29 protein-coding genes and 1 pseudogene are annotated in these 26,071 nt (G+C 71.0%); 15 read left to right on the forward strand and 15 right to left on the reverse strand.

Translation table 11 applies throughout. The features are described 5' to 3' along the window. On the reverse strand, positions 1-893 hold an 893-nt coding region (locus tag BLR02_RS24055), incomplete at its 3' end, for an IS110 family RNA-guided transposase (RefSeq protein ID WP_090664968.1). Between the two features lie 354 nt (positions 894-1,247). Then, positions 1,248-1,466, reverse strand: a complete 219-nt coding sequence (locus BLR02_RS31145) for a DDE-type integrase/transposase/recombinase (protein ID WP_090664925.1) — start codon at positions 1,464-1,466, stop codon at positions 1,248-1,250. A gap of 155 nt (positions 1,467-1,621) precedes the next feature. Here BLR02_RS31145 and BLR02_RS30600 point away from each other — a divergent pair. From BLR02_RS30600 to BLR02_RS24070, 3 genes and pseudogenes are all read left to right on the forward strand, one after another. Then, positions 1,622-1,714 (forward strand): annotated as a pseudogene (locus BLR02_RS30600) (IS6 family transposase); the annotation flags it as partial. A gap of 144 nt (positions 1,715-1,858) precedes the next feature. Beyond that, positions 1,859-2,569 carry an IS6 family transposase gene (locus BLR02_RS24065; RefSeq protein WP_090664926.1) on the forward strand — a complete coding sequence of 237 codons (711 nt, stop codon included), beginning with the start codon at positions 1,859-1,861 and terminating at the stop codon, positions 2,567-2,569. Between the two features lie 91 nt (positions 2,570-2,660). Continuing rightward, on the forward strand, positions 2,661-2,897 hold the full coding sequence (locus tag BLR02_RS24070; protein ID WP_245704930.1) for a hypothetical protein: 237 nt from the start codon (positions 2,661-2,663) through the stop codon (positions 2,895-2,897). 61 nt (positions 2,898-2,958) lie between these two features. Here BLR02_RS24070 and BLR02_RS24075 read toward each other — a convergent pair whose 3' ends face one another. Together BLR02_RS24075 and BLR02_RS24080 are read right to left on the reverse strand one after the other, a co-directional pair. Beyond that, positions 2,959-3,258, reverse strand: coding sequence for a hypothetical protein (locus BLR02_RS24075; protein ID WP_090664927.1), 300 nt, complete (start codon positions 3,256-3,258; stop codon positions 2,959-2,961). 117 nt (positions 3,259-3,375) lie between these two features. Continuing rightward, positions 3,376-4,014 (reverse strand): RNA polymerase sigma factor, encoded by a 639-nt coding sequence (locus tag BLR02_RS24080; protein ID WP_090664928.1) that lies wholly within the window; start codon positions 4,012-4,014, stop codon positions 3,376-3,378. A 504-nt stretch (positions 4,015-4,518) separates the two neighbouring features. Here BLR02_RS24080 and BLR02_RS24085 point away from each other — a divergent pair. Genes BLR02_RS24085 through BLR02_RS24100 form a run of 4 tightly spaced genes read left to right on the forward strand, consistent with a single transcriptional unit; the run spans position 4,519 to position 8,716 of the window. Beyond that, complete coding sequence (locus BLR02_RS24085; RefSeq protein WP_143018272.1) at positions 4,519-5,319, forward strand: Spy/CpxP family protein refolding chaperone; 801 nt, start codon at positions 4,519-4,521, stop codon at positions 5,317-5,319. Positions 5,320-5,344: 25 nt separating this feature from the next. After that, positions 5,345-7,249, forward strand: coding sequence for a 2Fe-2S iron-sulfur cluster-binding protein (locus tag BLR02_RS24090; RefSeq protein ID WP_218128046.1), 1,905 nt, complete (start codon positions 5,345-5,347; stop codon positions 7,247-7,249). A 1-nt stretch (position 7,250) separates the two neighbouring features. Then, positions 7,251-7,907, forward strand: coding sequence for a hypothetical protein (locus BLR02_RS24095; RefSeq protein WP_090664929.1), 657 nt, complete (start codon positions 7,251-7,253; stop codon positions 7,905-7,907). After that, positions 7,904-8,716: a cytochrome c3 family protein gene (locus BLR02_RS24100; protein ID WP_090664930.1), complete on the forward strand. Its 813-nt coding sequence runs from the start codon at positions 7,904-7,906 to the stop codon at positions 8,714-8,716. Before BLR02_RS24095 ends, BLR02_RS24100 begins: the two co-directional genes overlap by 4 nt. Before the next feature lie 42 nt (positions 8,717-8,758). Here BLR02_RS24100 and BLR02_RS24105 read toward each other — a convergent pair whose 3' ends face one another. The 4 genes from BLR02_RS24105 to BLR02_RS24120 form a co-directional block, all read right to left on the reverse strand. After that, positions 8,759-9,103, reverse strand: coding sequence for a hypothetical protein (locus tag BLR02_RS24105; protein ID WP_090664931.1), 345 nt, complete (start codon positions 9,101-9,103; stop codon positions 8,759-8,761). A gap of 123 nt (positions 9,104-9,226) precedes the next feature. Further along, complete coding sequence (locus BLR02_RS24110; RefSeq protein WP_245704931.1) at positions 9,227-10,594, reverse strand: ATP-binding protein; 1,368 nt, start codon at positions 10,592-10,594, stop codon at positions 9,227-9,229. Between the two features lie 32 nt (positions 10,595-10,626). Continuing rightward, positions 10,627-11,418: a response regulator transcription factor gene (locus BLR02_RS24115; RefSeq protein ID WP_090664933.1), complete on the reverse strand. Its 792-nt coding sequence runs from the start codon at positions 11,416-11,418 to the stop codon at positions 10,627-10,629. A 32-nt stretch (positions 11,419-11,450) separates the two neighbouring features. Continuing rightward, positions 11,451-11,654: a heavy-metal-associated domain-containing protein gene (locus tag BLR02_RS24120; RefSeq protein ID WP_176849776.1), complete on the reverse strand. Its 204-nt coding sequence runs from the start codon at positions 11,652-11,654 to the stop codon at positions 11,451-11,453. 170 nt (positions 11,655-11,824) lie between these two features. Between BLR02_RS24120 and cueR the strand changes: the two genes are divergently transcribed. The 6 genes from cueR to dmeF all read left to right on the forward strand — a co-directional run bounded on the left by cueR (position 11,825) and on the right by dmeF (position 16,432). Further along, positions 11,825-12,307 (forward strand): Cu(I)-responsive transcriptional regulator, encoded by a 483-nt coding sequence (cueR, locus tag BLR02_RS24125; protein WP_090664934.1) that lies wholly within the window; start codon positions 11,825-11,827, stop codon positions 12,305-12,307. Positions 12,308-12,364: 57 nt separating this feature from the next. Next, positions 12,365-12,781, forward strand: coding sequence for a hypothetical protein (locus tag BLR02_RS24130; protein ID WP_090664935.1), 417 nt, complete (start codon positions 12,365-12,367; stop codon positions 12,779-12,781). A 154-nt stretch (positions 12,782-12,935) separates the two neighbouring features. After that, complete coding sequence (locus tag BLR02_RS24135) at positions 12,936-13,877, forward strand: DUF305 domain-containing protein (RefSeq protein ID WP_176849777.1); 942 nt, start codon at positions 12,936-12,938, stop codon at positions 13,875-13,877. 185 nt (positions 13,878-14,062) lie between these two features. Further along, the gene (locus BLR02_RS24140; protein WP_090664937.1) at positions 14,063-14,452 is read left to right on the forward strand and encodes a copper resistance CopC family protein; all 390 of its coding nucleotides are present in this window, start codon (positions 14,063-14,065) and stop codon (positions 14,450-14,452) included. Then, positions 14,449-15,348, forward strand: coding sequence for a copper resistance D family protein (locus BLR02_RS24145; protein ID WP_090664938.1), 900 nt, complete (start codon positions 14,449-14,451; stop codon positions 15,346-15,348). Before BLR02_RS24140 ends, BLR02_RS24145 begins: the two co-directional genes overlap by 4 nt. A gap of 55 nt (positions 15,349-15,403) precedes the next feature. Next, entirely contained in the window at positions 15,404-16,432 is a 1,029-nt protein-coding gene (gene dmeF, locus BLR02_RS24150) for a CDF family Co(II)/Ni(II) efflux transporter DmeF (protein ID WP_245704932.1), read from the forward strand. A gap of 58 nt (positions 16,433-16,490) precedes the next feature. Here the strand turns inward: dmeF and BLR02_RS24155 are convergent, their stop codons facing one another. From BLR02_RS24155 to BLR02_RS24180, 6 genes are all read right to left on the reverse strand, one after another. Further along, positions 16,491-16,913 (reverse strand): hypothetical protein, encoded by a 423-nt coding sequence (locus tag BLR02_RS24155; protein WP_090664940.1) that lies wholly within the window; start codon positions 16,911-16,913, stop codon positions 16,491-16,493. A gap of 59 nt (positions 16,914-16,972) precedes the next feature. Then, the gene (locus BLR02_RS24160) at positions 16,973-17,194 is read right to left on the reverse strand and encodes a DUF2933 domain-containing protein (protein ID WP_090664941.1); all 222 of its coding nucleotides are present in this window, start codon (positions 17,192-17,194) and stop codon (positions 16,973-16,975) included. 70 nt (positions 17,195-17,264) lie between these two features. Beyond that, positions 17,265-17,450, reverse strand: coding sequence for a hypothetical protein (locus BLR02_RS24165; RefSeq protein ID WP_090664942.1), 186 nt, complete (start codon positions 17,448-17,450; stop codon positions 17,265-17,267). 33 nt (positions 17,451-17,483) lie between these two features. Next, the gene (locus BLR02_RS24170) at positions 17,484-18,740 is read right to left on the reverse strand and encodes an acyltransferase family protein (RefSeq protein WP_090664943.1); all 1,257 of its coding nucleotides are present in this window, start codon (positions 18,738-18,740) and stop codon (positions 17,484-17,486) included. Between the two features lie 29 nt (positions 18,741-18,769). Then, entirely contained in the window at positions 18,770-19,618 is an 849-nt protein-coding gene (locus tag BLR02_RS24175; RefSeq protein ID WP_176849779.1) for a copper resistance protein B, read from the reverse strand. A gap of 17 nt (positions 19,619-19,635) precedes the next feature. Next, positions 19,636-21,654, reverse strand: coding sequence for a copper resistance system multicopper oxidase (locus BLR02_RS24180; protein WP_245704933.1), 2,019 nt, complete (start codon positions 21,652-21,654; stop codon positions 19,636-19,638). A 228-nt stretch (positions 21,655-21,882) separates the two neighbouring features. Between BLR02_RS24180 and BLR02_RS24185 the strand changes: the two genes are divergently transcribed. Continuing rightward, positions 21,883-23,352, forward strand: a complete 1,470-nt coding sequence (locus tag BLR02_RS24185; protein ID WP_218128047.1) for a calcium-binding protein — start codon at positions 21,883-21,885, stop codon at positions 23,350-23,352. A 217-nt stretch (positions 23,353-23,569) separates the two neighbouring features. Here the strand turns inward: BLR02_RS24185 and BLR02_RS30605 are convergent, their stop codons facing one another. After that, positions 23,570-23,722, reverse strand: coding sequence for a hypothetical protein (locus BLR02_RS30605; protein ID WP_245704934.1), 153 nt, complete (start codon positions 23,720-23,722; stop codon positions 23,570-23,572). Positions 23,723-23,749: 27 nt separating this feature from the next. Here BLR02_RS30605 and BLR02_RS24190 point away from each other — a divergent pair, with 27 nt between their 5' ends. After that, positions 23,750-26,059, forward strand: coding sequence for a heavy metal translocating P-type ATPase (locus BLR02_RS24190; protein ID WP_408735540.1), 2,310 nt, complete (start codon positions 23,750-23,752; stop codon positions 26,057-26,059). The last annotated feature ends 12 nt before the right edge of the window (positions 26,060-26,071 follow it).

Raw genomic sequence — 26,071 nt, forward strand, 5'->3', positions numbered from 1 at the left:
CGGTAGAGAGCGGCGTTGGCTTGCCGGTTGCCGCCTCGGTTGAGCCGATGACGATTAGTCTTGCCGCTGGATGCGGGGATTGGGCATGCACCGCATAGCTTGGCGAAGGCTGCTGCAGAACGGACGCGCTCGCGATTGTCACCGATCAGCAGCAGCATCTCTGCCGCGGTGCCTGCGCCCATGCCATGGGCCTGAACCAGGTCGGGGGCGAGTTGCTGAGTAAGTTGCTCAAGCTGAGCGTCATGGTCCTTGACCTCCGCGGTGAGGACGAGCCAGCGCCGGGCAATGGCTCGCAAGCTGGCCTTGGCGGAGGCGGTGGTTGACGTGAGCGGGCCTGGGCGCAGGGCGGCAAGATGGCGGAGGAGCGCCACCTTGCCAGTGATCTGGTCGAGCTGTTCGCGGAGCATTGGAGGTGCGCTGACGATAATCGACTTCAGCGCCTGCATGGCTTGGCTCCGCGCCTTGACCGCAGTGTCGCGGGCCACCTTGAGGTGACGGATCATCTCGATCGTGCTTGTGCCCGACTTCGGCAATGCCGTGACCTGGCCCGCCAGGACGCTGCGGGCGGCGCTTTCGGCATCGAGCGGATCGTCCTTGCCCTTTTGGTGCCGCTGTTGCCTGTTGGGTCGGTTGACCTCGAACACGCAATGGCCGTGCTTGCTCAAGAACCGGGACAAGCCAGCGCCGTAGGAACCGGTGCCCTCAACGCCAAAGGCGCGGATGGTCCCGAGGGATTGAGCCCAAGCCTGCAGGGTTTGGTAGCCTGTGCTGTTGGCCGGGATGGTCACGCTGCCGAGGCGAACGCCGAGTGCGCTGATTGCAACCGCAGCATGAGTAAGCTTATGAGTGTCGACGCCAATGACGACGTCGGTGTCGGGTACAGTCTCGCTCATCATGGACGCTCCAGGCTGGACGGAACCTGGCGAACGAGCCGGTGGACAGAACTGTGACGGGATGGGACGCGCCCCCCAAGCTCCTATGAAGTCACGAGCCGCTCGGCCGGCAGGTGCAGCCTGGGGGCCGACACATCACAACCAGGACACAGGGTCAGTTGCGAAGAGGGTCAGGTCCTCCAGGCCGCAGCACCATACTCACAGTTGCGAAGTTTGCGGCAGTTGCGAATGGCCCTGACAGGCTTCGGATCAGGCAGTAACTCTGAATAGTTCGTTGATGAAGCTGGCTTGAGCTCCCATGTCTCCTCCACCAGCTTCCCGAACCTGCTACTTCCTAACCATCACCATCATCTCCTAGCCAACCAATGTTCGTCGTGCTGTGTGGAAACCGCCAAAGCCAAGCCCCGGTCTGACCAGGCGTTTCACGCGCCTATGGTCTTGTTCCACTATATCATTGAGAAACTTACATTGTCCTAGCCGGGCGAAGCGCCACAGCTCGTCGTCTGCTTTCATTTCCGCCGTGGCACACGGGTAGGTCGGATGCTTGTCCACCGTGATGGTGCGCGGGTTCACCGTATGCGGCTACCCGAGCGCCCTGCGGAAGAAGCGCTTCGCTGATGCGGGCATTGCCAAGTTGTCGACGTCTACCCGGAACGAAGCGGCTGGGCCAAGTTGGGTTGATGACGCCCGAGGTCGCCACCTAACCCGGATACCGCTTTCCGGCCGAGATCATCAGCCATGCGGTGTGGCTCTATCACACGTTCAGCCTAAGCCTGCGCGATATCGAGCTGATCCCGGCCGAGCGGCGCCTTGTTGCAGCGGTCGCCGGCCTGGATGGCTTTGGGTAGGGTGAGGCTGGGGCGAGGCCCTCTCATGCCGTTCAAAGCGAACGCCGCTCGGCGCCATCGGTATTGTCACGTGGTTGAGCGCTGGCCGGAATGAGCCGGTGAGGCCAAGCTGGTCGGATGCCGACCGAGCCCACCACCTACCCCGGCTATCGCTTCCCGGCCGAGGTCATCCACCATGCCATCTGGCTCTACCACACGTTCAGTCTGAGCCTACGCGATATCGAGCTGATCCTGGCCGAGCGCGGCGTGATGGTAAGCTACGAGAGTATCCGCCGTTGGTGCCTCCGCTTCGGCACCGAGCTCGCGGCAAAACTCCGCAAGCGTCGGCCGCGGCCGAGTGACACTTGGCACCTGGATGAGGTTTATCTGAAGATCAACGGCGAACTCTTCTATCTCTGGCGCGCCGTGGACCAGCACGGTGTCGTGCTCGACATCCTCGTGCAGGAGCGGCGCAATGCCACGGCCGCCAAACGCTTCTTCAAGCGTCTGCTGGCGGGCCTCAAGTACAAACCTCGCAAGATCATCACGGATGGGCTCCGCAGCTATGGGGTCGCGCAGCGTGAGGTCTTGTCCGGTGTGCGGCATCGGACCAGCCGCTACCTGAACAATCGTGCCGAGAACTCCCACAGACCGACGCGACGTCGAGAACGACAGATGCAGCGGTTCAAATCACCCGGGCAAGCCCAGCGCTTCCTGTCGGCGCACGCGATGATCTATGGTCACTTCCGTCCGCGGCGGCACCTGATGCCCGCGGAGCAGTACCGCCGTTCGCGCGACAAGGCTTTCCAAATCTGGCGGCAGGAGACGTGTGCCCAGTTGGCGGCGTGAGATCGCGCAAGCTCTGTCTTGCGGTCAAACGCACCCGGTCACCAAACATGTGACAATGCCCACCACCTCCATCTACTCCGGCATCGTGCGAATGCTCGACCTCGCGCTCGGGCCTGAGGCGCACGCCCTCGAGGGCATGTTCCTCGTCGCGCCGGACGGCCGCGAGGGCGAGGTGCGCGAGCAGCTGGCGCGGCCCGCCTTCAGCCGCGTCGCCGACCTCAAGGTGCGTTACTTGCCCTACGGCGAGCTCAAGGGGAATCGAGAGATGATCGCCAGGTTCGGCCACGGTATGAAGCCGATCCGGGCCATCGCGCGCGAGCTCGTCTAGGCGAGCCACACGGGCGGCTCCGTGGACGGCGCGGCCGGAGGGCCACGCCGTCGTTGGCTCGCTAGTACGGTCCGGAGCGGCCGCGCTGGGAACCCATCGTGTGGTCCATGTGCTGGCAGTAGGTCGCCATCCGCTGCATGTCGGGCGACATTTGCGCGCCCTGCCTCATCTGCTGCCGCATGTCGGCGCAGTGGGCCATCATCGCCTGGTGGTCACCCGGGGCCGGTGCCGCTGCGGTGGCGCTGGCCGGGTCGGGCGCCAAAGCCGCCGGGGGCGCTGCCTGCTGCCGCGGCGAGCAGGCGGACAGGCCCGCCGCCAGCACCACCGCCAGGCCCATACTCGCGTTCCTCGATACCCTCATGCGGTTCTCCTCTCTCCAAAGCGGCTGCCACGCGGCAACCCATGCCACCGCCGCGCGGTGTCGAGCTCGGGCGCGTTCCATCCTGTCGGACTCGCGCCGACGCGGCCTTGACCCAAATCAATCGCGTGCCTCGCCGTGTGCCGCACAGGCTACCGCGCGGGCGCGCCGGGCCTCGTCCACCGAGGGAGGCTTCGGGCAGGCGCAGCGCATGAAGCTGTCAGACGGGCAGGTGACGCAGGCGGCGAGCAGCAGCGCCGCCAGCGACCGCCGCGCCCGGTGGTGCCTCACGTGCAGCGCGTTCGGCAGGATGCTGAGCTCCATCGCCACGGCCTCCCGCGGCTCCCCGCCGAGGTCGAGGCGCCGGATCAGCGCCGCCTGACCTGGCCGCAGCGCGTCCAGCAGCGGCTCGATGCAGTCGCAGGCCCACTGGGCAGGCTCCGGCTCCGGGGCAACCAGCGTCTCCGCGAACTCCCGCGGGTCCTCGAGGATCTCCCGTCGGCGCGCGAACTCGCGCCCGTGGTCGGCGAGGGTGGAGGACAGCACGCGCCCCAGCCAGCTGTGGACCCGCGCCGGATCGCGCAACTCCCCGGCGCGCTCGAGCGCACGCATCGCGAAGCGCTGCAGGACGTCGTCCGCGCCGTGGCGGTCGCCGTTCAGGTGCCGGAGGACCACGCCGCGCAACCTGGCCTGCGCCCCGGCGATGGCGCCTCGCACGGCGTCTTCGGCGCAGGGGAGGGGTCCGTCGTGGTCGCGCATGGATGCTCCTCGCCAGGCGTTCGGTGGCGAGGCGGCGGGACCTCCCACCGGCCACCCGCCGACGAGGCGGCAGCCAAGCCCACGGCGGGCAGGGCGTGGCAGAACCGCCACCACCGGCTTAGGAGGCGGTGGCGGTCGAGGCCACCGTTTCGCGGGACCGCGCGACGCCGAGCAATGCTTTGTCGCAAACCAGCGGTCCAACTGGCCGAGGCGGTGTTTACGGGGTTCCGGTGGTCTGGCGCCCAGGGCTCCTGTCATCGGTCTCTCCGGTCGAGGCTGCTCCGGCCCCGTGAGGGTGGCCCCACCGCATAGGGACGCTCGCCACGGCGAACCCTCACAAATCCCGCCCGGGAACGGCGCCGGGATAGTCGCCTCGGCAGATCCCGGCGCACGGCCATCCATCCGCCCCCCTGTAAGCCGGACTCGGTTCGAGCGTCTCTCAGAGGACGCAGGTCGCACGGCGTGCCAGCGCCCGGCGTCGTCAGTAGGGGAAGGACCACCAGCATGCCGAGACTTCAGACAGCGCTCGCCGCAGTCGCGCTCGCGGCCGTCGTGCCGCTTGTTCCGCTCGGGGCGGCGGCGGCGGACGGCGATGCGCCGGTCCGGCTCGCCATGATGGACATGATGCCGATAGGTGGCGGCGCCCAGCAGGCCGCCCCCGGGGGCGCGGCGATGCCCAGCATGCCCGGCTCACAGGCGGGGACGCCTGCACAGGGCGGCATGATGGACGACGACAAGATGCGGATGGGCGGCATGGCGGGGCAGGGGCAGGCCCAATCCCAGACGCAGATGGGCGGCGCGCCCGGGCAGGCGCAATCCCAGATGCCAATGGGCCAAGCGCAGCAGCCGATGGCCGGGTGCGACATGATGGCGATGATGCGGGACATGATGATGCGCCGAGGCGCCATGCCGCAGGGGATGCAGCAGGGAGGCGCTACGTCCGGCATGGGTTCGATGGGCAGCGACCAGCCCATGGGCAGCTCCGCGGCGCGCCCGGAGGGGCGCATCGCCTTCCTCCGCACGGAGCTGCGCATCACGGACGCTCAGGCGGCCGCCTGGGACACCTTCGCCAACACGCTCCGCGCCGGGCGCGAGCACCTCGACGCCGCCCGCACCGCGTTGCAGGACAGCAGCAGGGCGGCCGACCCCATGGCCCGCCTCGCATCGTTCGAGAGCCACCTGCGGGAGCGCACCGAGGCCATCCACATGACGCGGATGGCGTTCGACACGCTCTACCGCCAGCTCGACGACGTCCAGAAGCGCACGGCGACCGCCACCATGCTGCCCTTCATCGGGGCCTTCTGAAGGCGTGCGGCGAAGCATTGGTTGCGTGAGCGCGGTCACGGGGCTGCTCGGCGCGGCGCTGATCGGGACCGCGGTCGCGCAGACCGACCCGGGCGACCACGGCGCGCACCACCCGAGCCAGCCTGCGGGGACCGCGGCACCAGCGCCACCACCGGCGAGCGTCCCCGCGATGCCGTCCATGCCCGGTGCTACGCCCGCTCTCGCGGCAGACGCGGGCTGCGGCGGCATGATGGGCTGCATGGGCGGCCCGGGGCGGCCATTTTACGCGTCGCTGCTGGACATGCCCGCGCTCACGGCCGAGGCGCAGCGCGTCATCGAGGCCGAGGCGGAGCGGCGCATCGGGTGGGGGTCGCAAGCGATCACCTCGGGCCAGGCGCGGCTGCACCATGCGCTCGCCACCAACGACACGGCGGCGGTGCAGCAGGCCGCGGCGGGCGTCCGCGAGGGCCTCCTGCTGCTCGAGAGCGGGACGGCGGCGCTGCGCGCCATCGAGGCGGGTACGGCGCCGCGCCAGCTTGCCCTGACTTGGTTCAGGGGCCAGCTCGGCCTTCCGCCCGTCGAGGCAGCGCCGATTACGGACGGAGGCCCCTGGGGCCTGTCCTGGTACCACCTGACCTCCATGGCGTTCCTGGTCGCTTTTCTTGTCGGAACCCTGCTGATCCAACACGCGCGCATGCGACGGGTTGACGCGCTGGTCAGGCGGCTCTCCCCCGCCGGGGCCGCCCTGGACCCGGCGCCCGCACCGCCCACCGCCGGTCCTGCGACGGGCGCGGCGGACACGGTCCCACTCCCGACTCCACCCGCCAGCGCCGCGCCATCAGCTGCTGCGGCGACGGCGGCCGCACGGCGGCCGTGGTCGGGCACGCTCCGGGTCGCGGCCATCTTCCGCGAAACGCCCACGGTAAAGACGTTCCGGCTGGTGGAGCCCGGCGGCGGGGACGTCCCCTTCACCTTCATGCCGGGTCAGTTCCTGACCGTCTCGGCGGAACTCGACGGCAAGACGGCGCGGCGTTCCTACACCATCGCCTCCTCGCCAACGCAGCGGAGCCACGTCGAGGTCACGGTGAAGCGCGAGGAGCAGGGCCTCATCTCGCGGCATCTGCACGACAGGGTGGCGGTCGGAGACGCCGTGGAGGTGTCGGCGCCCCTGGGCGTCTTCACCTTCATGGGCGAGGAGGCCAGCATCGTGCTGATCGCGGGCGGCGTCGGCATCACGCCCATGATGAGCGTCGCCCGCTACCTCACTGACCGCTCCTACCCCTGCGAGATCTTCTTCCTCTACGGGGCGCGCCGCCCCGAGGAGTTCGTCTTCCGCGAGGAGCTCGAGTACCTGCAGAAGCGGCACGCGAACCTGTACGTGGCGGCGACGATGTCGCGCGCCGAGGGGACCGCCTGGATGGGCGCGACGGGGCCCATCTCGAAGGAGTTCATCGCGCGCTCCGTCCCCGAGATCGCCAGGCGACGCGTCCACCTGTGCGGGCCGCCGCCGATGATGGAGGCGGCCAGGGCAGCCCTCGCCGAGCTCGGCGTGCCCAAGAACCAGATCAAAACCGAGGCGTTCGGCCCGGCCCGGGGCGTAGCCCCCGGAACCCCGGCGCCCTTGCCCCCACCCCCTCCGGCGCCGTCACCCGGACCAACTCCCGCGGGCGAAGCCATCCCGCGGGTCGCCACGGCCGAGGTGCGGTTCACGAAATCAGGCAAGACCGGGGCACTGGCGCCGGACCAGACCGTCCTGGAGGCAGCCGAGGCCATCGCGGTCGAGATCGAATACTCCTGCCGCGTTGGCATCTGCGGCGCCTGCAAGGTGCGCCTCCTCGAGGGGGCGGTGACGATGGAAGTCGAGGAGGGGCTGCCGCCGGAGGAGAAGGCGCGCGGCGTTATCCTTGCCTGCCAGGCGAAGTCCGTCGGCAACCTCTCGGTCGAGGCGTGACGTGAGCGGCCGGGAGCGGCTTGCCGTCAGCCTGCTGGTGGCCATGGTGGCCCTGTTCGCGCCGGGCTTCCTGCTCCACGCGGCGCCGCGCTTCCCGGGCAGCCTGGCTGGAGGAATCCTTGGGATTGGCGGCGCCGTGGGCATGCTCCTGCTGCTCGCCTACACGCTGGCGAGGCGCGTCCCCTGGCTGCGGCGGCGCGCCGCGCTGGGGGCGATGCTCTCCTTCCACGTCTACGCGGGCGCGGTCGGCGCCGCGCTCGGGATGCTCCACACCGGCCACCACTACCGGAGCCCGCTCGGCATCGCGTTGGTCACGGTCATGCTCGCCGTCGTGCTCAGTGGCTTCGTCGGCCGCTACTACCTCGTTCAGCTCGGGACCGACGTCCGCGACCAGCGGCAGGAGCTCGGGGCGCTCCGGGCCCGCTACGACCGGTTCGCCGCCGATTCGGCCGCCGTCGCGGGGCTGCCCGACGTCTCAGTGCGCGCGCTGGTGGCGGGCATCGCGGACCTCGAGCACGCGATCGAACGACGCGAAGCGTTGAAGCGCGCGCTCTCGCGCTGGACGGTGCTGCACGTCGCGGCGGCGATCGCGCTCTACCCAATGCTCGCGCTGCACATCTGGAGCGGAGTGTACTACGGCCTGAGGTGGCTCCGGTGAGGTTCACGGCCTTGCTGTACGCGGCGTTGGCGGCGGTCGGCCTCGCGGCGGCAGTGGCGGTGCCGGTGGCCGTGCATCGCGCCGGGTCGGAGGGCGTCCCGCTCTGGACCGCCGTGGCGAGTCCGGGACCGCTCTCCGCCGCGCATGCATACCTTGGGGCGCAGTGCGAATCCTGCCACGTGCCGACCCGCGGGGTCGAGGCGGCGCCCTGCTTGACCTGCCACGTCACGGCGGCGGCCGATCTGGTGACGAAGCCCTCGACGGCGTTCCACACCACCATCAGCGAGTGCGGCGGCTGCCACGTCGAGCATCTCGGCCGCGGGCGCCCTCCCGTAAACATGGACCACGCGGCGCTGGTCTCGGCGGGCCACGCCGGGGCTGCGCAGGCAGGCGGAGAAGGACTCACGCACAGCGTGGCGCGGCTGCGGGCACTTCTTGGCGGCAGCGGCACGGACCTGATCGGCTCGACGCTGGCGCCTCGCCCGCTTCCCACGGGCGAAGCGAACCGGCTCGACTGCGCGGGCTGCCACGCCAATCGCGACCCGCACCGGACGCTGTTCGGGCGCGACTGCCAGAGCTGCCACGGCACCACCGCCTGGACGGTGGGCGGCTTTCGGCACCCATCGCCGAGATCGCAGGAATGCGCGCAATGCCACCAGGCGCCGCCGAGCCACTACATGATGCACTTCGAGATGATGGACCGCGCCATCACCGGCCAGGGGCAGGCGCGAGTGGAGCAGTGCTTCCTGTGCCACCAGACCGACGCGTGGAACAACATCCGCGGCGTCGGCTGGTACAAGCACCACTGAGGGCCGCGCCCGCCGGTTTCGGCGAGCGCGGCGCCGGTTCGGCTAGCGCCGCTGCGCGGGAGCTGGCGCGGGAGATGGGGTCGTGCCATGCCGCACCTCGGGGCCGCTGCCGGGGTTGCCGGTGATCGTGCCGCCCGCCGGGCCGCCCATGTTGCCGCCGCCCATCCGGCTGTGGTCCATCTCGGCGTTGCTGCTGCCGCCCTGCGGCGTCAGCGTGGGAGCCGGTCCTCCTGGCCGCTGGCCCTGGCCGCCCATCCGGCTGTGATCCATCTCGGGACCGGCGCTCCCGCCCTGCGGCGACAGGGTGGGCTGCGCCAGCGCGGCGCCTGCGGCAAGCGTGGCAGCCAGTGCGCCGATGGCGGCGAGCCGTGCGATCTTCAGAGCCATGGTGACTTTCACTCCTTGAGTCCGCCGCGTCCGGTCGGCGCCGGGTCCGGCGCCGCGAACGCGGCTCCTGAGATGACGCGGAAGGGCAGGGGGCCTTACAGGTCGTTCCGCGTTCGGGGGCTATCAGGCTCGACGCTCGCCAGGAGGCGTCACCGGCGGGAGACTGCCTGCGCCGACGACTGCCGCGCCGTCGCGCCCGGTCGCGTGTGGGCGCGGCAGCCGCACGGTGGCCACCAACCCGCCTTCGGGACGGTTGGCCAGGACTACGCTGCCGCCGTGGGCGTTCACGACCTGGCGGGCGATGGCGAGGCCAAGCCCGGTGCCGCCGGTGCCCCGGTGGCGGGAGGCGTCGAGGCGCTGGAACGGCTCAAACACCGTCTCCAGCGCCGCCTCCGGAATGCCGGGGCCGTCGTCCTCGACCCGCACGGTGACGAACCCCGGCCCCTCCTCGAGGGCGACGCGCGCCCCGTCCCCATGCTTGACGGCATTGTCGACGAGGTTCGCCAGAGCGCGCTTGATGGCGACCGGCCGCAGCCGCATCGGGAGCCGGTCCGGCCCGGCGTAGGTGGCGGTGGCGCCCCGGTCGGTGGCGTCGTCCACGAGCGTGGTCAGGATGGCCGCGAGGTCGGCCTGGCGCGGCTCCTCGCTCTCGGTCTCGCCCCGCAGGTAGGCGAGGGTCGACTCGATCATGCCCTCCATCTCGTCGAGGTCGCCGTCGATCGCCTGCTGCGCCTCCGCGTCGTCGAGGAACCCCGCGCGCAGCCGCAGGCGCTGGATGGGGCTGCGCAGGTCGTGGCTGACCGCGGCGAGCGCCTGGGTTCGGTCCGCGACGAGCCGGTGAATCCTTGCCTGCATGGCGTTGAAGGTCCGGGCGGCCTCCTGGACCTCGCGCGGCCCGTCCTCCGGCATCGGCACCGGCGCCGCACCCTTGCCGAAGTCCTCCGCCGCCCTGGCCAGGCGCCGCAGCGGCTTGGTGATCCAGTGCACCACGAGCAGCGAGGCGAGCACGATGCCGAGCGCCATCGCGCTGTGCGAGGCGAGCGACGCGTGGGTGGGCACCGAGGCGACCTCCAGCCCTGCGGCCGAGAACGCCACCCAGGTGCCGTCGGCGAGGCGCAGGCTGCCGCGGATGAGCCGCGGCTCTCCCTGGGCGTTCGGGTCGTACCCGATGCGCAATCCCGCCAGTTCCGGCGCCCGCTCCTCGAGGCGCTCCCGCAGCGGAGCCAGGGACGCCTCGTCCAGGGTCCCCGAGGGCTCCGAGCGCTCCCAGGTGACCTCGAAGCCCCGGGCGGAGAACGCCCTCGCGGCGCGCTCGCGCGCCTCCTCGGGCAGGGCGGCGACGACGCGCGCCGCCGCGGAGATGTGCTCGGCCGCCTGGATCTCGCGGCCATCCTCCATCGCCCCGTGTACGCCCTCCTGGAGGAGCCACACGCTCCCGAAGTGGAACACCAGGAGCCCGGCCAGCAAGATCAGGGTGGTCCTGCCCGCCAAGCTCGAGGGCAAGAGCCAGCCGAGCCCGCGCCTCAACCCACGCGCTCCACGGCGGGCAGGAACATGTAGCCCGCGCCGCGCACCGTCTTGATCATCGCCGTCCCGCCCTCCTCGCCCTCGAGCTTGCGGCGCAACCTGCTGACCAGCACGTCAACGCTCCGGTCGTTCGGGTCCGCGAGGCGGCCGCGCGACAGCTCAAGGATCTGGTTCCGCGCCAGCACCCGGTGCGGGTGCTCGATGAACGCCAGCAGCAGGTCGTACTCGGCGCCGGAGAGGTCAACGACCGTGCCACCAGACCCCAGCAACTCGCGCCGCGCGAGGTCCACGGTCCAGCTGTCGAAGCGCACCCGTTGGACGGAGACGCGGGCGGCGGGCTTCGCGGGCGCCGCGGCCGCCGGACGGGCGCGGCGCAGCACCGCGCGGACCCGCGCCAGCAGCTCCCGTCGCCCGAACGGCTTGGGCAGGTAGTCGTCCGCCCCGAGGTCGAGGCCGAGCACGCGGTCGGCCTCCGAACCTTTGGCGGTGACCATGACGACCGGCAGTGCGCCCCGCTCGGCCCGCAGCTCGCGGAGGAGCTCGATGCCGGAGTCGCCGGGCAGCATGACGTCGAGCAGGATCAGGTCCACCTCGGTGTTCCTGAGCGTCTCCCACATCTCCCGTCCGTCGCGGACGCCGGTGGAACGGAAGCCGTTCTCGCGCAGCAGCCGGGCGATGAGGTGGCGCATCGAGGCGTCGTCCTCGACGATGAGGACGTGCGCCTCGGGGTCGAGGCCGCGTCGGTCCGGCGGCTCGCCAGCCGGGCCGCCGCTGAGGGCCGCGTTCATCCCGGGGCAAGCCTGGGAGGTCCGGCCGACCATCAGGCGAAGACCCTCTCGCCCTCGAAGCCAGCCCCGCGCAGCGCCCAGGCCAGGGCGTCCGTGTCCGCCGCGCCCTCGACCGTGACCTCGCGGCGCCCCAGGTCCACCCTGACCTCGGCCGCCGGATCCACGCCGCGCAGGGCGGACGTGACCGACCGGGCGCAGCCGCCGCACCTCATGTTCGCAACCCTGAAAACCACCATGCCGACCTCCTGAACTCGGGGAGGCTCCCCAGATGGGGTTTCCCACTATGGGAGGGTCAAGGTCCGGTCGAGGCCAAGCTGGTGTCAGATTGGCCTTGACCTTCCCACTATGGGAATCCCCATCTTGACCATCAGACGCCGCCTTGGGGCGGTCGGGAACGGAGGCAGGCATGAACATCGGGCAGGCGTCGGCGGCCTCGGGCGTGTCGGCCAAGATGCTCCGCTACTACGAGGAGATCGGCCTGCTGCCGAAGGCGGCGCGGACCGGGGCGGGCTACCGGGTCTACTCGGCCAAGGACGTGAACACGCTCCGGTTCATCCGGCGTGCCCGCGACCTCGGGCTGTCCATCGAGCGCATCAAGTTGCTGGTCGGCCTGTGGCAGGACCGGGAGCGGTCGAGCGCCGACGTGAAGCGGGTCGCCATCGAGCATGTCGCCGAGCTCGACGCCAAGATCCTCGAGCTCACCGCCATGCGGGAAACTCTGCAGGAGCTGGCCGACGCCTGCCACGGCGACCACCGGCCCGACTGCCCCATCCTGCACGATCTCGAGGGCGGCAGTAGCTCGCCAGAGCACCGGTTCACCGTGACAAAGGATGTCCACCGCAGGAAAGGCGCCGCTGCCGGACTCCCGGCCGAGTGCCACGCGGGCTAGGTTAACGACACCGGGTAAGATCAACCGAGGGCAAGGACTGCAGGGATGCCGAGGGGCATGGGCACATTCAGGAGGGTCGTCGCGAGCTTGCTCGCGCTGGTCCTGCTCGCCTTGCCGGGTCCCGCCATGCGGCACGCCTCGGCGGCCACGCCCGTCCAGCAGGCCGCCGCCGAGCACTGCGTCGCACATGGCGACGCCGCCACGCTGATGCAGGCGGCGCCCACGCACATGGCCTCGGGTCACGTGGCCATCTCCGCCGAGGAGCCGGGCCAGCCATGCGGCAACTCCGGCGGCGAGCGGGGCCTGCCCTGCTGCGTGACTGTCCACTGCCCGTCTGCCGTCGACGCCCTGCTGCACGCCCAGGCTCGGTCGCAATCGTCGCCCGGTGCCGTCGTTCGCTATATCGCCCCGGCGCACGCGCGCTTCGGCATCGAGGTGCCCCCGTCGCTTCCACCTCCCCGACAGGTGGCCTGACCGGCGCCAGCGCGTCCAGTCGCGCCGAATGGCGACGAGACGCCGCCCCGGCGCGCCACCATGCCGAAACCAAGGAATCACGGCCCCTCCGGGGGCGCCGCGACCGACGTTGCCAGACGCACGCGGTCGCGGGGAAAGCGACAGGACCAAGCACATGTCTTCGACGAACCAGATCCGCGCCAGCAAGCGCCTCCCGCTCCGCCTGACCCTGGCCGCCGCGGTCGCCGCGACGGCGCTCCTGACGGTCGGTTCGCCCGCCCGGGCGATGGTGGGCGAGCAGTACGAGCCGGGCACCTCACCGGTGACCACGACCTCCTACTCCGTCATGTCCCCAGAGGCCCTCGCGGCCGCGGTCAAGGCCGACCGGGACTACGTGACCGGCATGCGGGCGCACCACGCGGGCGCGCTCTCGATGTCAGAGGAGTACCTCGCCGACCCGAATGCCAGCAGCCCGGCCCTCAAGGAGCTGGCGCAGGCCATCGTCCACAACCAGCGGTTCGAGATCGGCCTGCTGGACGAGGTGGCGCGGAACCTCGCCAAGCCCGCTCGGGTGGTGAACCTCGGCTTCGCCCGGCTCGCGGTCCAGCCCGCCGCGACGGAAGGGCTGGGGCAGCGCGACCGCTTCATGAAGTACCCGGTTCCCGGCCCCCTCGCGCCGGTGTTCTCGGAAGGCGCGCCGGTCACCGAGCGCGACGTGCAGTTCGCCAAGGCCATGACCATCCACCACCAGGGGGCGCTCGACATGGCGCGCGCCTACCAGGCGGACCGGAACGGCCGGAACACCTTCCTCGGCCTTCTGAATGTCGACATCGTCACCGACCAGACCCAGGAGATCGCGCTGATGCGGCGTGCCATTGCCGCCTACGCGGGCAATGCCGACGCCGTGCAGGTGCCCGCCTCCATGGTCCACGGCATGGAGGGCATGTCGCACGCCGGGCACGGTGCCGCCGCGTCCACGCAGGTGTCGGCCGCCGACGCCCACGCTGGCCACGGCGCGACGGCGACTGCGCCCGCCGCACGACCTGCCGCGTCCGCAGGGCACGGCGCCGCTCCCGCGCCGCAAGGGCAGGGCGGCCACGCGCGCCACGGGCACTGAGTGATCGGCCCGGCGGCGGCTTCGCCCGTCGCCGGGCCACTTCCGATGTCTTCCCCATCAGATTTCGAATGATTGCTGGCACCGTGCGGACGGTTCCGCGCCGCCCCGCGCGCGTGCGATGGGATCCACCCAAGCTCCGGGCCGGGTCGCCCGGCACCGTGCCGCACACAACCCCGAGGTTCGACATGACCGCTTTGCTTTCCCGGCGCTGCTCCCTCGTGGCCGCCGCCGCCATGGTCCTTGGCCTGGTCGCGGCGGGCCCGGCCTTGGCGCACTCCGAGCTCCACCACGCAGAGCCCGCCGACGGCGCGGTGCTCCGCAGCTCCCCGCCCGCCATCTCGCTGATGTTCGCGATGCCGGTGCGGGTGATGACGCTGAAGCTGCTGGACGAGGCGGGGCGCGAGAGGAAGCTGGCCCGCGACGGCGAGCGCGGCGCCGCCGTCGCGGAGGTGCGCGCCACCGTGCAGGAGACACTGCCGCCCGGCGCCTACCGGGTCGAGTGGCGCGGCGCTTCAGCCGACGGCCATGTCGGCGGCGGCACGGTGGGCTTTCGGGTCGAGCGCGCCGCCCGGTGATCCTGGCCCTGCTTCAGGGCGGCGAGCTGGGCTACGGCGCCACCGCCGTCGTGCTGCGTGCCGCCTACTACGCTGGCAGCCTGGGCGGCGCGGGCCTCGCCTTCTTCGCGCTCCTGTTCGGCGCCCGGCTGGACGAGGGCGACACCCGGCGGCTGCGGCACTGGGCGACCGGCGCCAGCTTGCTCGCCATCGCGGCCGCCCTCGGTGCCATGACCGCCCATGTGGGCGTCCTGATGGGCGGCGACACCCTGACGGACCCGGACGGCTGGAGCATCGTGCTCATGTCCCCGGCCGGGGCCTCCTACGGGCTGGGCGGGCTCGGCATGCTCCTCGTCGCCTCGCTCGCCCTTGGCCCGCGCTGGGCGCCCCTGGCCGCCGCCGGTGGCGTCCTCGTCTGCGCCAGCTACGCCTTCCTCGGGCACACGACGTCGCTCGTGCCCCGACCACTGCTGGCGGGCCTGCTGCTGGTCCACCTCGTGGTGGCCGCCTACTGGATCGGCAGCCTGCCGCCGCTCGCCTGGGTCTCGCGGCGGGACGGCCCGCACGCGGCCCGCCTCGTCGAGGACTGGGCCCGCGTCGCGGCCGCCGCCGTGCCGGTGCTGGTCGCGGCGGGCCTCGCGCTCGCCTGGTGGATCGTCGGCGACCTCGGGCAGCTCCTCGGCTCCTGGTACGGCTGGGCGCTCATGGCCAAAGTGGCCTTCGTGGCGGTCCTGCTCGGCTTCGCGGCCTGGCACCGCTTCCGGCTGACACCGGCGCTGGCGGCACGTGCGCCGGGAGCGGGGGCCAGGCTGGCCCGCTCGGTCGCCCTCGAGGCGGTGGTCGCCCTGCTGGTGCTCTACGCGGCCGCCGAGATGGTTTCGACCTCGCCGCCCGGCCTCGCGCACCGGATGCACTGAGGTACCATGCCCTTGAGGCGGAAGCGGCGTCAGGAGCACTATGCACCAGCATTCGATGGACACATGGCGGCACGACCACACCTTCGGCCAGGACCGCCCCCGCACGGGCGAGCGGCGGACGCTGCTCGTCCTCCTGCTCACCGCGGCCACGATGGTGGTCGAGATCGGCGCCGGGCTGGCCTTCGGCTCCGTCGCGTTGCTCGCGGACGGGCTGCACATGGGCTCGCACGCGGCCGCCCTCGGCATCAGCGCGTTCGCCTACGCCTATGCGCGTCGCCACGCGGCCGACCCGCGCTTCGCCTTCGGAACAGGCAAGGTCAACGCACTCGCCGGGTACACCGGGGCCGTCCTGCTCGCCGCCTTCGCGCTGGCGATGGTTTGGGAAAGCGTCGCCCGGCTGGTGAACCCGGTGCCCATCGCCTTCGGCTGGGCGATCGCGGTCGCGGTGGTCGGCCTCGCCGTCAACGCGGCCTCGGTGCTGATACTCGGCGTCCACGACCACGGGCATGACCATGGCCACCACCACGGCCATCACGGACACGAGGAGCACGACCATGGCCACCATCAGGGCCATGACGACCGTGACCACGGTGACCATGAGCATCATGACCACGAACACCAAGGCCACGGGCACGACCTGAACCTCCGTTCGGCCTACCTGCATGTCCTGGCGGATGCCTTGACCTCGGTGCTGGCCGTCGCGGCGCTGCTGGCGGGTTTGTTCCTGGGCGCGTGGTGGATGGACCCGCTGATGGGCCTGGTCGGCGCCGCGCTCGTCACGCACTGGTCCTGGGGCCTGCTCCGGGACACCAGCCGCATCCTGCTCGACCACCAGGCGCCGGAGCCGGTCCTGCGGGGAGTGCGCGAGGCCGTCGAGGGGGTGGGCGACAACCGCCTCTACGACCTCCACGTCTGGTCGGTGGCGCCCGGCGTCTACGCGGCCGCCCTCGGCGTCGTCACCCACACGCCCCGTCCGCCCGAGCACTACAAGGCGCTCATCCCGGCGGAGCTCGGCGTCGCCCACGTCACGGTCGAGGTGCAGGAATGCCGGGAGGCGCCAGTCCTGCATGGGCAGGCGGCCTGAGGCCAAAGAGCAAAATTCCACCCTGAGGCGGGGCAGGCTGCTCAGCAAAACCCCCGCCTTACGTTTCCGGACGACGCAGTCCCGCCCTGCGTCTCCGGCAGGCCCAAGCCAGCGACGCCGTCGGGATGAGCAGCCACTGGGCCACGGGGGAGAGCCCAGTCCCGAGCCATGGCAACATCGGCATCAGCTCCGAGTAGGCCCAGCTTCGTCGCGCGAGGTTCACGGCCTCGCTGTAGGCCGTGTAGCCGAGGCCAATGGCGACGGCCGCGGCGGCGACGGGCACGAAGCAACGCCGCGGCCATTCGGGCGAGCCGAGGAACAGCAAGGCGAAGACGAGCGAGCATGCCGCGATCAGCACGTCGCCCAAGGTGCAGTGCAGGGCCGCGAAGCCGATCTCGCCGGGCGTGCCGGTCCGCCAGAGCGTGTAGAGCGGCATGTGCGCGAATTCCCAGGCGAGGTTCCCGACGGCGACCGCAACCATGTGGCGCCGGAACGCGGCCAGCCAGTTCGGCGTCCCAAGGGGGTGTTCTGCTGCCGCGGTCACCGACCGGCAGGCGCGTCCGGCCGCTCCCCGGACGCCGCGCCGCCGTGGTGCAAGAACAGGTGTATCAGCGGGCAGGCAAGCAGGAGCAGGTAGGGCAGGGCGCCGAGCGCGTGCGCGTAGTGCTCGCGCAAGATGTAGAAGGCAGCGACGAGCGCGAACCCGGTCAGGGCGATGCCGCCCTTGCTCCGCCACCAGGGTGCTTGCGTCCGCTCGTGCATCTCAGACCTCCATCGACGGCACGGTAGGACCATCCTTCCTTCTCCGCGTTGCGTTGGATCAACCGGCCGCTCAGTGGTGCCGGTGCTCCGAGGTCGGGACCGCTGCCGGTGCCGCACCGGTCGCGCTCGCAGGCCCGCCGATGCCCGCGCCGATGGCGTGGGCGGGCGGCGCCGCACGCTGCATCCCGGCGGGCGCCGTGGCGCAGGCGGCCAGCAGGGTGGCCGTCGCAAGGAAAGGCCCCGTCCGCTTCAACATTGATACTCCGTTCACGATCCAAGACCCCTGGCGCTAGGCGCGAGACGGCGCGCGGATGTCGCGCCCGCCCGCGAGGAATGTGTAAAGCCTTGGCGAGGCGGCCGCGATGGACCTGGCCACTCCGAAGGAAATCAGCACGGTCACGGCCACGCTCGCGGCGTAGTGCGCCAGCAGCCAAGCGTCCGTCTCGGCAGGCAGCACGTGCCAGAGGATGAGCTTCACCGCCGCAATCAGCGGAAAGTGCGTCGCGTGCAGGAAGAAGGCGAAGTTGCCGTGGCGTGCGACGGCGCCGCTCCAGGGCGCCGCCGCGATCCGCAGGCAGACGCCCCAGCAGGCCAGCACGCCCACCGGCCGCATGGCGCGGGTGGCGAGATCGAGCAGCCACTCCGCCCCCGGCGCGTCCACGTCGACCAGGAGCGGCGCGGACGCGCGGAGCAGGACGAGTGCGACGTAGAGGGCGACCAGCGCCGACGTCGCCCTGCGGCCCGGCATTGGCAGATAGCCGCGAAGCCGCGCGAGGGCGCCGAGGTAGAAGAAGAAGGGCACGTCGGCCCGGAAGAACACGACCAAGTTCCAGTCAATGGTCCAGGCTCCGCCGAGCACGAGGGCGCCCAGCCAGGGGGCGTGGCGCAGCGACAGCCAAAGCAGGGGGCTCAGCAGCGCGGTGAGGAAGAGGTCGCGCACGAACCAGAACTGGAACGCCACCGGGTGCCCCGTCAGCCCCAGCACCGCGTTCGCGTAAGCCATGGCACCCGCGTGGTCGAAGTCGATGTTCAGCTGTCGAAGCAGCGAGGCTCCTTCACCGGCGGCACGGAGCGCGAGCAGGGCCAGCAGGAAGATCGCGTTCCAGACGACCAGGGGCGCGTAGAGGGACCGCACGCGGGCTCGCATGCGACCCCGGAGGGCGGGCCAGGGGTGGTCCTCGTTGAATCGGAAGAACAGCCAGCCCGAAATCGTCGAGAGCAGCGGCACCGCGCTGAAGAAGAAGAACAGGACGGCGCTGTTGACGAAGGACGCGACTTGGTGGGGCGAGTCCGGGTCGACGCCCCGGAACGGAGACACCCAGCCGGGAGGGGTGGCGCCGTAGTGCAGGAACACGAGGCCGATGACGAGGAGTACGCGGGCGACCTCGATGGTGCGGGAGAGGTCGGCGGCGTTCGGGGCGTGCCCGAGCGGGCTGCCGCCAGCGCCCGGCGCCCGGTCGCACCCACCGGAAGCCAAGCGCTCCAGCACAGCCTCGTCGTCGCGGGACGGCGCGGCCGCTCCCGGACGCTTAGGCATCCTTGTCATTTGCGCTTCCCCGGAGCTTGGGCTCGTCGTCAGAAGAAGATGCGGATGCCCGCCACGACCGTGGACTGCGATGGCTTCTCGCCCAGCCGCCGGTTCAGACCGGTCGCGCCGCCGTTGAAGCTCTCGAAGGAGTAGCCGATGTAGGGGGCGAACTCGCGGGTGATCTCGTAGCGCAGCCGCAGCCCGACCTCGGTCCGGTAGAGGCCGGGCGCAATGAGGGCGTCGCGATCCCATCCGGTCGAGAAGTTCAGCTCCGCCTCGGGCTGGAGGACGAGCCGGTTGGTGATGAGCAGGTCGTAGGACGCCGCGGCGCGGGCGAGGAACACCCCGTTGCCGCCGACGAACCCTTGCAACTGCACCTCGAAGAAGCCCGGCGCCAATCCTTGTAGGCCGAAGACGCCGTATGTCCGCGAAGGCGTGCCCTCGCGCGGGTCGATGCGGAAGTCGTGCCGCACGCCCGCCTGGAGGTCCCAGTAGTAGCCGACCAGGCGCGAGTAGAGCACCTGCGCCTCGGTCCGCTCGAGGCCGCCGCGCTCGCGGCTGGTCTCGCCGCGCGTGTTCACCCAGACGCGGTGGTAGTCGGTGCCGTAGAAGCCCGAGCCCTCCCAGGCGTAGATCGGGCTGCCGCGGCCGTTGCTGCGCATCTCGTTCTGGTCGAACAGCACGGCGCCGAAGTAGATGGGCGAGTGGCCTGAGTGATCCTCGGCGCCGGACGCCGCCGTCGTCCCGACGCTCTGGACGGCCGACGGGTTCGTTCCCAGGCTTACGGGCGCACCGTGGCCAGCATGGCCGCCGCCCGCCTGTGCCCAGGCGGACGAGAAGGACAGGGCGGCGACGAGCAGGCCAGCCGACGTCGCCTTCGAAAACGAGAAGGTCATGCTGATCTCCCGCGGCATCAGTGGCGATGCCCGGCGGGCATGGCCGCCTGCGCAGGCTGCTGCGTGGACGCGACGGGCGTGCCGTCACGGGTGACACGGAAGATCCGCATCATGCCGGACTCCATGTGCATGAGCAGGTGGCAATGGAAGGCCCAGTCGCCCTCGGCGTCCACGATGACGTCGACGTCGAGCGACGTGGCGGGCTTGATGTTGACCACGTGCTTGCGCGGGTTGAACGCCCCGTTGCCGAGGTCCGGGACCATCCACATGCCGTGCAGGTGCATGGGGTGGTTCATCATGGTCTCGTTGATGAAGCGGATCCGCAGCCGCTCGCCGAGCCGGGCAACGATGGGCTGGGCGCGCCAGAACTCGTTGCCGTTCATCGACCAGATGTAGCGCTCCATGTTCCCGGTCAGGCGCACCTCGATGATGCGGTCCGGGCTCCGGTATTCCGGGTCGGCGCGCAGCGGACGCAGGTCGCGGTAGGACAGCACGCGGGCGCCGGGGGGAGATCCGGTGTCGTGCACCACCGGGTCGGCCATCGCCATGCCGCCATGACCCGCGTGCGCCTCCATCCCGCCCGCCGTGGTCGTGGCCGGGGTGCCAGGTCCCTGCGCGCCAGAACGCGGCGGTGCGCCGTGCCCCATCGCGGAGTGGTCCATGGCGCCCATCGGCATGTTGCCGTGACCCATGGCTGCATGGTCCATCGGACCCATCGCCATGCCGCCATGCCCCATGGCCGCATGATTCATGGCCGGGGCGGCCTGGCCCTGCGGCTGCCCGGCGCCCATCCCCGGCATGGAGCCGTGGTCCATGCCGTCCATGGGCGCCACGTGGCCTGGCTGGTCCTGCTCGGGCAGCGGGGTGCCGCGGTCGAGCCCCGTTGGCCCCGGGTTCATCATCATGTCGGCCATGGTCAGCACCGGACGTGGACGGTGCGGTGGCAGGGGCTCGACGGGGGCGTCCACGCGCGTAGCCAACCGCGTCCTGGCCCAGCCCGTGCGGTCCATGGTCTCGGCGAGGATCTGGTACTGCCGGTCGTCGCGCGGTTCGACGATGACGTCGTAGGTCTCGGCGACCGCGATGCGGAGTTCGTCGACGACGACAGGCCGGATGTTGTTCCCGTCCGCCTGCACCACGGTCATCTTGAGGCCGGGGATGCGGACGTCGAAGTAGGTCATGGCCCCGGAGTTGATGAAACGCAGGCGCACGCGCTCGCCCGGCCGGAACAGCAGGGTCGCGGGCGTCTCGGGCCGGAAGCCGTTCACGAGGTAGCGATAGGTCGCTCCGGTCACGTCGGCGATGTCGGTGGGGTCCATCCGCATGTTGCCCCACTCGATGCGGTTGCGGACGATGGCCCGGCGTGCCTCGGCATCCGGCGCGCGGCCCAGATCGCGGATCAGGTCGACCAGCGTGCGCCGGTTCCAGTTGTAGTAGCCGGGGTCGCGCTTGAGGTTCTGGAGGACGCGCAGCGGCCGCTCGTCCGTCCACTCGGAGAGCTGGACGACATGGTCGCGGTCGTAGCGGAAGGGCTCGGGGTCGCGCTTGTCGATGACGATGGGGGCGTAGAGGCCCCGCTGCTCGTGGTCGAGGTTGTGCGCGTGGTACCAGTAGGTGCCGGACTGCACGACGGGGAAGCGGTACTCGAAGGTCTCACCGGGAGCGATCCCGCGCACGAAACCGGTGCTGAAGCCGGGGGCGCCGTCCATCGCGGAGGGCAGGATCAGGCCGTGCCAGTGGATGCTACTGGACTGCCGCATCCGATTTGTCACTCGGATCACGGCGTCCTCGCCCTCGCGCAGGCGCAGCAGCGGGCCGGGGAACTGACCGTTGACCGTCACCGCGGGACGGTCGGTGCCGTTGATGTTGACCGTGCGCTCCTCGAGCGTCAGGTCGACGCTCTGCGCCAGCGCGGGTATCGCCATGGCCAGCAAGGTCGTCCCGGTCAGCGCCAGCCGCCGGAGCGCGGCCCCGAACCCGAATGTCTTCGTCATACCGACACCTCCGGCCCCGGCACGCTGCCGCCCGAGGCTCACTTCGTGGCGGAGGCTGCCGTCCGGCCTCGCCGCCCGCAACGCGCGAGTGGCGCCTGGACATACTTCGTCATGCAGGCCCGGACCTTCGGCCGGGGCAACGGTCCGATCCCGACACGCTGACACACTACGTCATGGATGCGGGGCCAACCCTCGCCGCGCGCGCCGTGTTCTCCGGATGCCGCGCGCCCGGGTCTGCATCGCCGTCCCATCGCGCGGCCACAGCATGGGATGGAGGATCACGGCGTGGCGAGAGAACTGTTGGACTTGGTGCAGCGGCTGCTCGGGACCGAGACCGCGACCCCTGAGCGGACTGAGCGAGAGCAGGTCTCCCTGGCGATTCCAGGCATGCCCGAGCACCAGCTCGCGGTGGGCGGCCCCGGGGCGAACAGCTTCGGCGGCACCGACGCCGCCGACCACTACTGGGGGCTCGGCGGCGCGGACAAGCTCGGCGGCGGCCCCGAGGGCGACGTCCTGACGGGCGGCGAGGGAGCCGACCTGCTTTCGGGCGGCCCGGGCATGGATCACCTGCACGGCGAGGGTGGCGACGACACCCTCTACGGCGCCGCGGACGCAGATGCCCTCATGGGTGGCCCCGGCAACGACTACCTGGACGAAGGCCCCGGCCACAGCAGCTTGGACGGCGAGGAGGGCAACGACACCCTCGTCGGCGGCATGGGGCCGGACGCCTTCATCGTGCGCCAGGGCTCGGGCGACGACGTCATTCGGGACTTCACCGCCGGTCCCGGCGTCGGCGACCACATCGCCCTCGAGGAGATCCGCTGGGAGGATCTGGCGATCAACGACACCGGTGCCGGGGTGAAGATCAGTTGGGAGGGCGGCTCCGTCCTGCTCGAGGGCGTGCAGAAGTCCGAGCTCTCCCAGGACGACTTCATGTTCTACAACGAGCCGGACCTGCCGCCGGGTGCCCGCGCGCCGGACGGCCCAGTCGGGGAGGTTCCGAGCCCGAGCGTGTCCGGGCCGGAAATCACCGGCTCCCTTCCGGTGGCTGACGAGACCCTGGTTCCCGGCCCCGGCGACCGCGCCCAGACCGTCGCCTTCGACATGTACGCGGCCATCATCGGGACCGGGAAGGGCGAGCTGCTGAGCGGCAGCGGCGACTGGGACCAGATTTTCGGTCGCGCGGGCGCCGACGTCCTGCTCGGCAAGGGCGGCGACGACGTCCTCGATGGAGCCGAGGGCAGGGACCTGCTCGTGGGAGGGGAGGGTCCGGACCAGCTCGAGGGCGGCGAAGGCAAGGACACCCTGATCGGTGGCGCCGCGAACGACGAGCTGATGGGTGGCGACGGCCGGGACTGGCTCGCCGAGGGCGAAGGTCACGGCATGCTCGACGGCGGGAAGGGCGACGACGTCTACCTGGGCGGCGCTGGCTCCGACGCCTTCATGGTTTCCATGGACAGCGGCAACGACGTGGTGCTCGACTTCCGGGCCACCGGCCCGGCGCAGGGCCTGTTCGACCACATCGCCTTCATGGACATCGACGCCAAGGACGTGAAGGTCGAGGACACCGACCTCGGCGCCAAGGTCGCCTGGGACAGGAACCAGGACGGCAGCGACGACGGCTCCATCCTGCTCGTCGGCGTCGCCAAGGACGAGCTGCGGCAGAGCGACTTCATGTTCCCGACGCCCCAGTTCGTCGAAGGCGTCAGCGACGTCGGGTCCTGGTACATCTTCGCCTAGCCTCGAACGCGCCGGTCCGGGGACTCCGGACCGGCGTTTTGGCCACCTTGCGGCCATGATTCCAGGCCGCCGTCCAGTGATAGCGTCTCCGGCGGGGACCGGCCTCCACCCCCGTTCGCGGAGAACGCGCCCCGGCATTGCGACAAAACATGTCCGCCGCCGTCCGGCCGGTTCCTGACTTGACCCTCCCACGATGGGAAGCACCACGTTGCGTCCGTCAGACCAGAACCGGCCCGCCGAGGCGGACCATCGCGGAGACGGCACCATGAGCGGTCAGCAGCACGGACACGGGCACCACGAGGGGCACGGGCACCAGCACGGCCCGGGATGCGGCCACGACCACGGTGGCGGGCACCACAACCATGGACACGCGCACCATGGACACGGGGACGCGGTGGTGGCCGACACGGCCCTGGTTACCGATCCGGTCTGCGGGATGAAGGTCGACCCGGTAACCTCGAAACATCGCCTTGAGCACGGCGGAGCCACCTTCCACTTCTGCTCGGCGGGGTGCCGGACGAAGTTCGCGGCGAACCCAGAGAAGTACCTGCAGCCGGAGAAGGCCGCCGCGCCCACGGCGGCGCAGAAGGCAGCCATCTACACCTGCCCAATGCACCCGGAGATCCGCCAGCAGGGGCCCGGCAGCTGCCCCATCTGCGGCATGGCGCTCGAGCCGCTGGAGGTGACCGCCGAGGCCGCCCCGAACCACGAGCTGGCCGACATAACCCGCCGGTTCTGGATCGGGCTGGCGCTGACCATCCCCGTGGTCATCCTGGAGATGGGCGCGCACCTCCCTGGCCTGAACCTGCACCACCTTGTCCCGCCCCGGACCTCGGTCTGGATCCAGTTCCTGCTCGGGACGCAGGTGGTGCTCTGGGCCGGGTGGCCGTTCTTCGTCCGAGGCTGGCAGTCTGTGGTGAACCGCAGCCTGAACATGTTCAGCCTGATCGCGCTCGGGACGGGCGCCGCCTACCTCTACAGCCTGGTCGCAACCTTCGCGCCCGGCATCTTCCCCGAGGGCTTCCGGGGCATGGACGGCACGGTCGCGGTCTACTTCGAGGCGGCGGCCGTCATCACCGTGCTCGTCCTGCTCGGGCAGGTGCTGGAGCTGCGGGCGCGCGAGGCGACCGGCGGCGCCATCCGCGCCCTGCTGAACATGGCGCCCAAGACCGCCCGCCGGATCCGGCCGGACGGGTCGGACGAGGAGATCCCGCTGGCGGACGTCCAGGTCGGCGACCGACTGCGCGTGCGGCCAGGCGAGAGCGTGCCGGTGGACGGCGAGGTGCTGGAGGGCGGCGGCGCCGTGGACGAGTCCATGGTCACCGGCGAATCCTTGCCCGTGGAGAAGGCGCCCGGCGCCAAGGTCATCGGCGCCACGGTGAACGGCACCGGCTCGGTGGTCATGCGGGCGGACAAGGTCGGATCCGACACCATGCTGTCGCGCATCGTCGCCATGGTGGCCGAGGCCCAGCGCAGCCGGGCGCCCATCCAGCGCATGGCCGACACCGTGGCAGGCTGGTTCGTCCCGGCCGTCATCGCCGTGGCCGTCCTGGCCTTCGTTGCCTGGGCCGTCTGGGGACCAAGCCCGGCGCTGTCCTACGCGCTGATTGCCGCCGTCTCCGTGCTCATCATCGCCTGCCCCTGCGCGCTCGGCCTCGCCACGCCAATGAGCATCATGGTCGGCGTTGGCAAGGGCGCCGGTGCGGGCGTGCTCATCAAGTCGGCCGAGGCGCTGGAGCGCATGGAGAAGGTCGACACCTTGGTCGTTGACAAGACCGGCACCCTGACCGAGGGCAAGCCCAAGGTCGTGGCCGTGGTCCCGGCGCTGGGGCTGACCGAGGCGGAGGTCTTGCCGCTGGCGGCGAGCCTGGAGCGCTCGAGCGAGCACCCGCTGGCGGCCGCCGTCGTCGCCGCGGCCAAGGAGCGCGGGGTCGAGATGCAGGAACCCGTCGACTTCGCCTCGGTGACCGGCAAGGGCGTGACCGGCACGGTGGGAGGCCGCCGGGTCGCGCTGGGTAACGCGCGGCTGATGCAGGAACTCGGGGTGGACCTCGGTGCCCTGGCGGCCAAGGCCGACGAACTGCGGCGCGAGGGCGGCACGGCACTGTTCCTAGCCGTGGACGGCGCGCCGGGCGGCGTCATCGCGGTCGCGGATCCGGTGAAGCCGACGACGCCCGCCGCGCTGGCGAGCCTGCGCGCCGAGGGCATCCACATCGTCATGCTGACCGGCGACAACCGAACGACGGCCGAGGCGGTCGCGCAGAGGCTCGGCATCGACGAGTTCCAGGGCGACGTGCTGCCCGAGGACAAGCACCGCATCGTCCGGGAACTCCGGGCCAAGGGGAAGGTCGTCGCCATGGCGGGCGACGGCGTCAATGACGCTCCCGCCTTGGCTGAGGCCGATGTCGGCGTCGCCATGGGGACCGGGACGGATGTCGCCATGCAGAGCGCGGGCGTGACGCTGGTTCGTGGGGACCTTGCGGGCATCGCGCGGGCCCGGACGCTGAGTCGAGCGACGATGAGGAACATCAGGCAGAACCTATTCTTCGCGTTCGCCTACAACGTGCTCGGCATCCCGGTCGCCGCAGGGGTGCTCTACCCTTTCCTCGGCATCCTGCTGAGCCCCATCGTCGCGGCACTGGCGATGGCGCTGAGCTCGGTTTCCGTCATCGGCAACTCGCTGCGGTTGCGGGCGGTGCGGCTGTAGCGCGGCCTTGGG

Origin of the sequence: Belnapia rosea, from assembly GCF_900101615.1 — a bacterium.
In the GTDB taxonomy this organism is placed as follows: domain Bacteria; phylum Pseudomonadota; class Alphaproteobacteria; order Acetobacterales; family Acetobacteraceae; genus Belnapia; species Belnapia rosea.

What these genes read in the sequence shown, in the direction of transcription:
- BLR02_RS24065 (WP_090664926.1), top strand. Translation starts at nt 1,859, where the DNA reads ATGCCGACCGAGCCCACCACCTACCCCGGCTATCGCTTCCCGGCCGAG.
- BLR02_RS24070 (WP_245704930.1), top strand. Translation starts at nt 2,661, where the DNA reads ATGCTCGACCTCGCGCTCGGGCCTGAGGCGCACGCCCTCGAGGGCATG.
- BLR02_RS24075 (WP_090664927.1), bottom strand. Translation starts at nt 3,258, where the DNA reads ATGAGGGTATCGAGGAACGCGAGTATGGGCCTGGCGGTGGTGCTGGCG.
- BLR02_RS24080 (WP_090664928.1), bottom strand. Translation starts at nt 4,014, where the DNA reads ATGCGCGACCACGACGGACCCCTCCCCTGCGCCGAAGACGCCGTGCGA.
- BLR02_RS24085 (WP_143018272.1), top strand. Translation starts at nt 4,519, where the DNA reads ATGCCGAGACTTCAGACAGCGCTCGCCGCAGTCGCGCTCGCGGCCGTC.
- BLR02_RS24105 (WP_090664931.1), bottom strand. Translation starts at nt 9,103, where the DNA reads ATGGCTCTGAAGATCGCACGGCTCGCCGCCATCGGCGCACTGGCTGCC.
- BLR02_RS24115 (WP_090664933.1), bottom strand. Translation starts at nt 11,418, where the DNA reads ATGAACGCGGCCCTCAGCGGCGGCCCGGCTGGCGAGCCGCCGGACCGA.
- BLR02_RS24120 (WP_176849776.1), bottom strand. Translation starts at nt 11,654, where the DNA reads ATGGTGGTTTTCAGGGTTGCGAACATGAGGTGCGGCGGCTGCGCCCGG.
- cueR (WP_090664934.1), top strand. Translation starts at nt 11,825, where the DNA reads ATGAACATCGGGCAGGCGTCGGCGGCCTCGGGCGTGTCGGCCAAGATG.
- BLR02_RS24130 (WP_090664935.1), top strand. Translation starts at nt 12,365, where the DNA reads ATGGGCACATTCAGGAGGGTCGTCGCGAGCTTGCTCGCGCTGGTCCTG.
- BLR02_RS24135 (WP_176849777.1), top strand. Translation starts at nt 12,936, where the DNA reads ATGTCTTCGACGAACCAGATCCGCGCCAGCAAGCGCCTCCCGCTCCGC.
- BLR02_RS24140 (WP_090664937.1), top strand. Translation starts at nt 14,063, where the DNA reads ATGACCGCTTTGCTTTCCCGGCGCTGCTCCCTCGTGGCCGCCGCCGCC.
- dmeF (WP_245704932.1), top strand. Translation starts at nt 15,404, where the DNA reads ATGGACACATGGCGGCACGACCACACCTTCGGCCAGGACCGCCCCCGC.
- BLR02_RS24155 (WP_090664940.1), bottom strand. Translation starts at nt 16,913, where the DNA reads ATGGTTGCGGTCGCCGTCGGGAACCTCGCCTGGGAATTCGCGCACATG.
- BLR02_RS24160 (WP_090664941.1), bottom strand. Translation starts at nt 17,194, where the DNA reads ATGCACGAGCGGACGCAAGCACCCTGGTGGCGGAGCAAGGGCGGCATC.
- BLR02_RS24165 (WP_090664942.1), bottom strand. Translation starts at nt 17,450, where the DNA reads ATGTTGAAGCGGACGGGGCCTTTCCTTGCGACGGCCACCCTGCTGGCC.
- BLR02_RS24170 (WP_090664943.1), bottom strand. Translation starts at nt 18,740, where the DNA reads ATGACAAGGATGCCTAAGCGTCCGGGAGCGGCCGCGCCGTCCCGCGAC.
- BLR02_RS24175 (WP_176849779.1), bottom strand. Translation starts at nt 19,618, where the DNA reads ATGACCTTCTCGTTTTCGAAGGCGACGTCGGCTGGCCTGCTCGTCGCC.
- BLR02_RS24185 (WP_218128047.1), top strand. Translation starts at nt 21,883, where the DNA reads ATGGAGGATCACGGCGTGGCGAGAGAACTGTTGGACTTGGTGCAGCGG.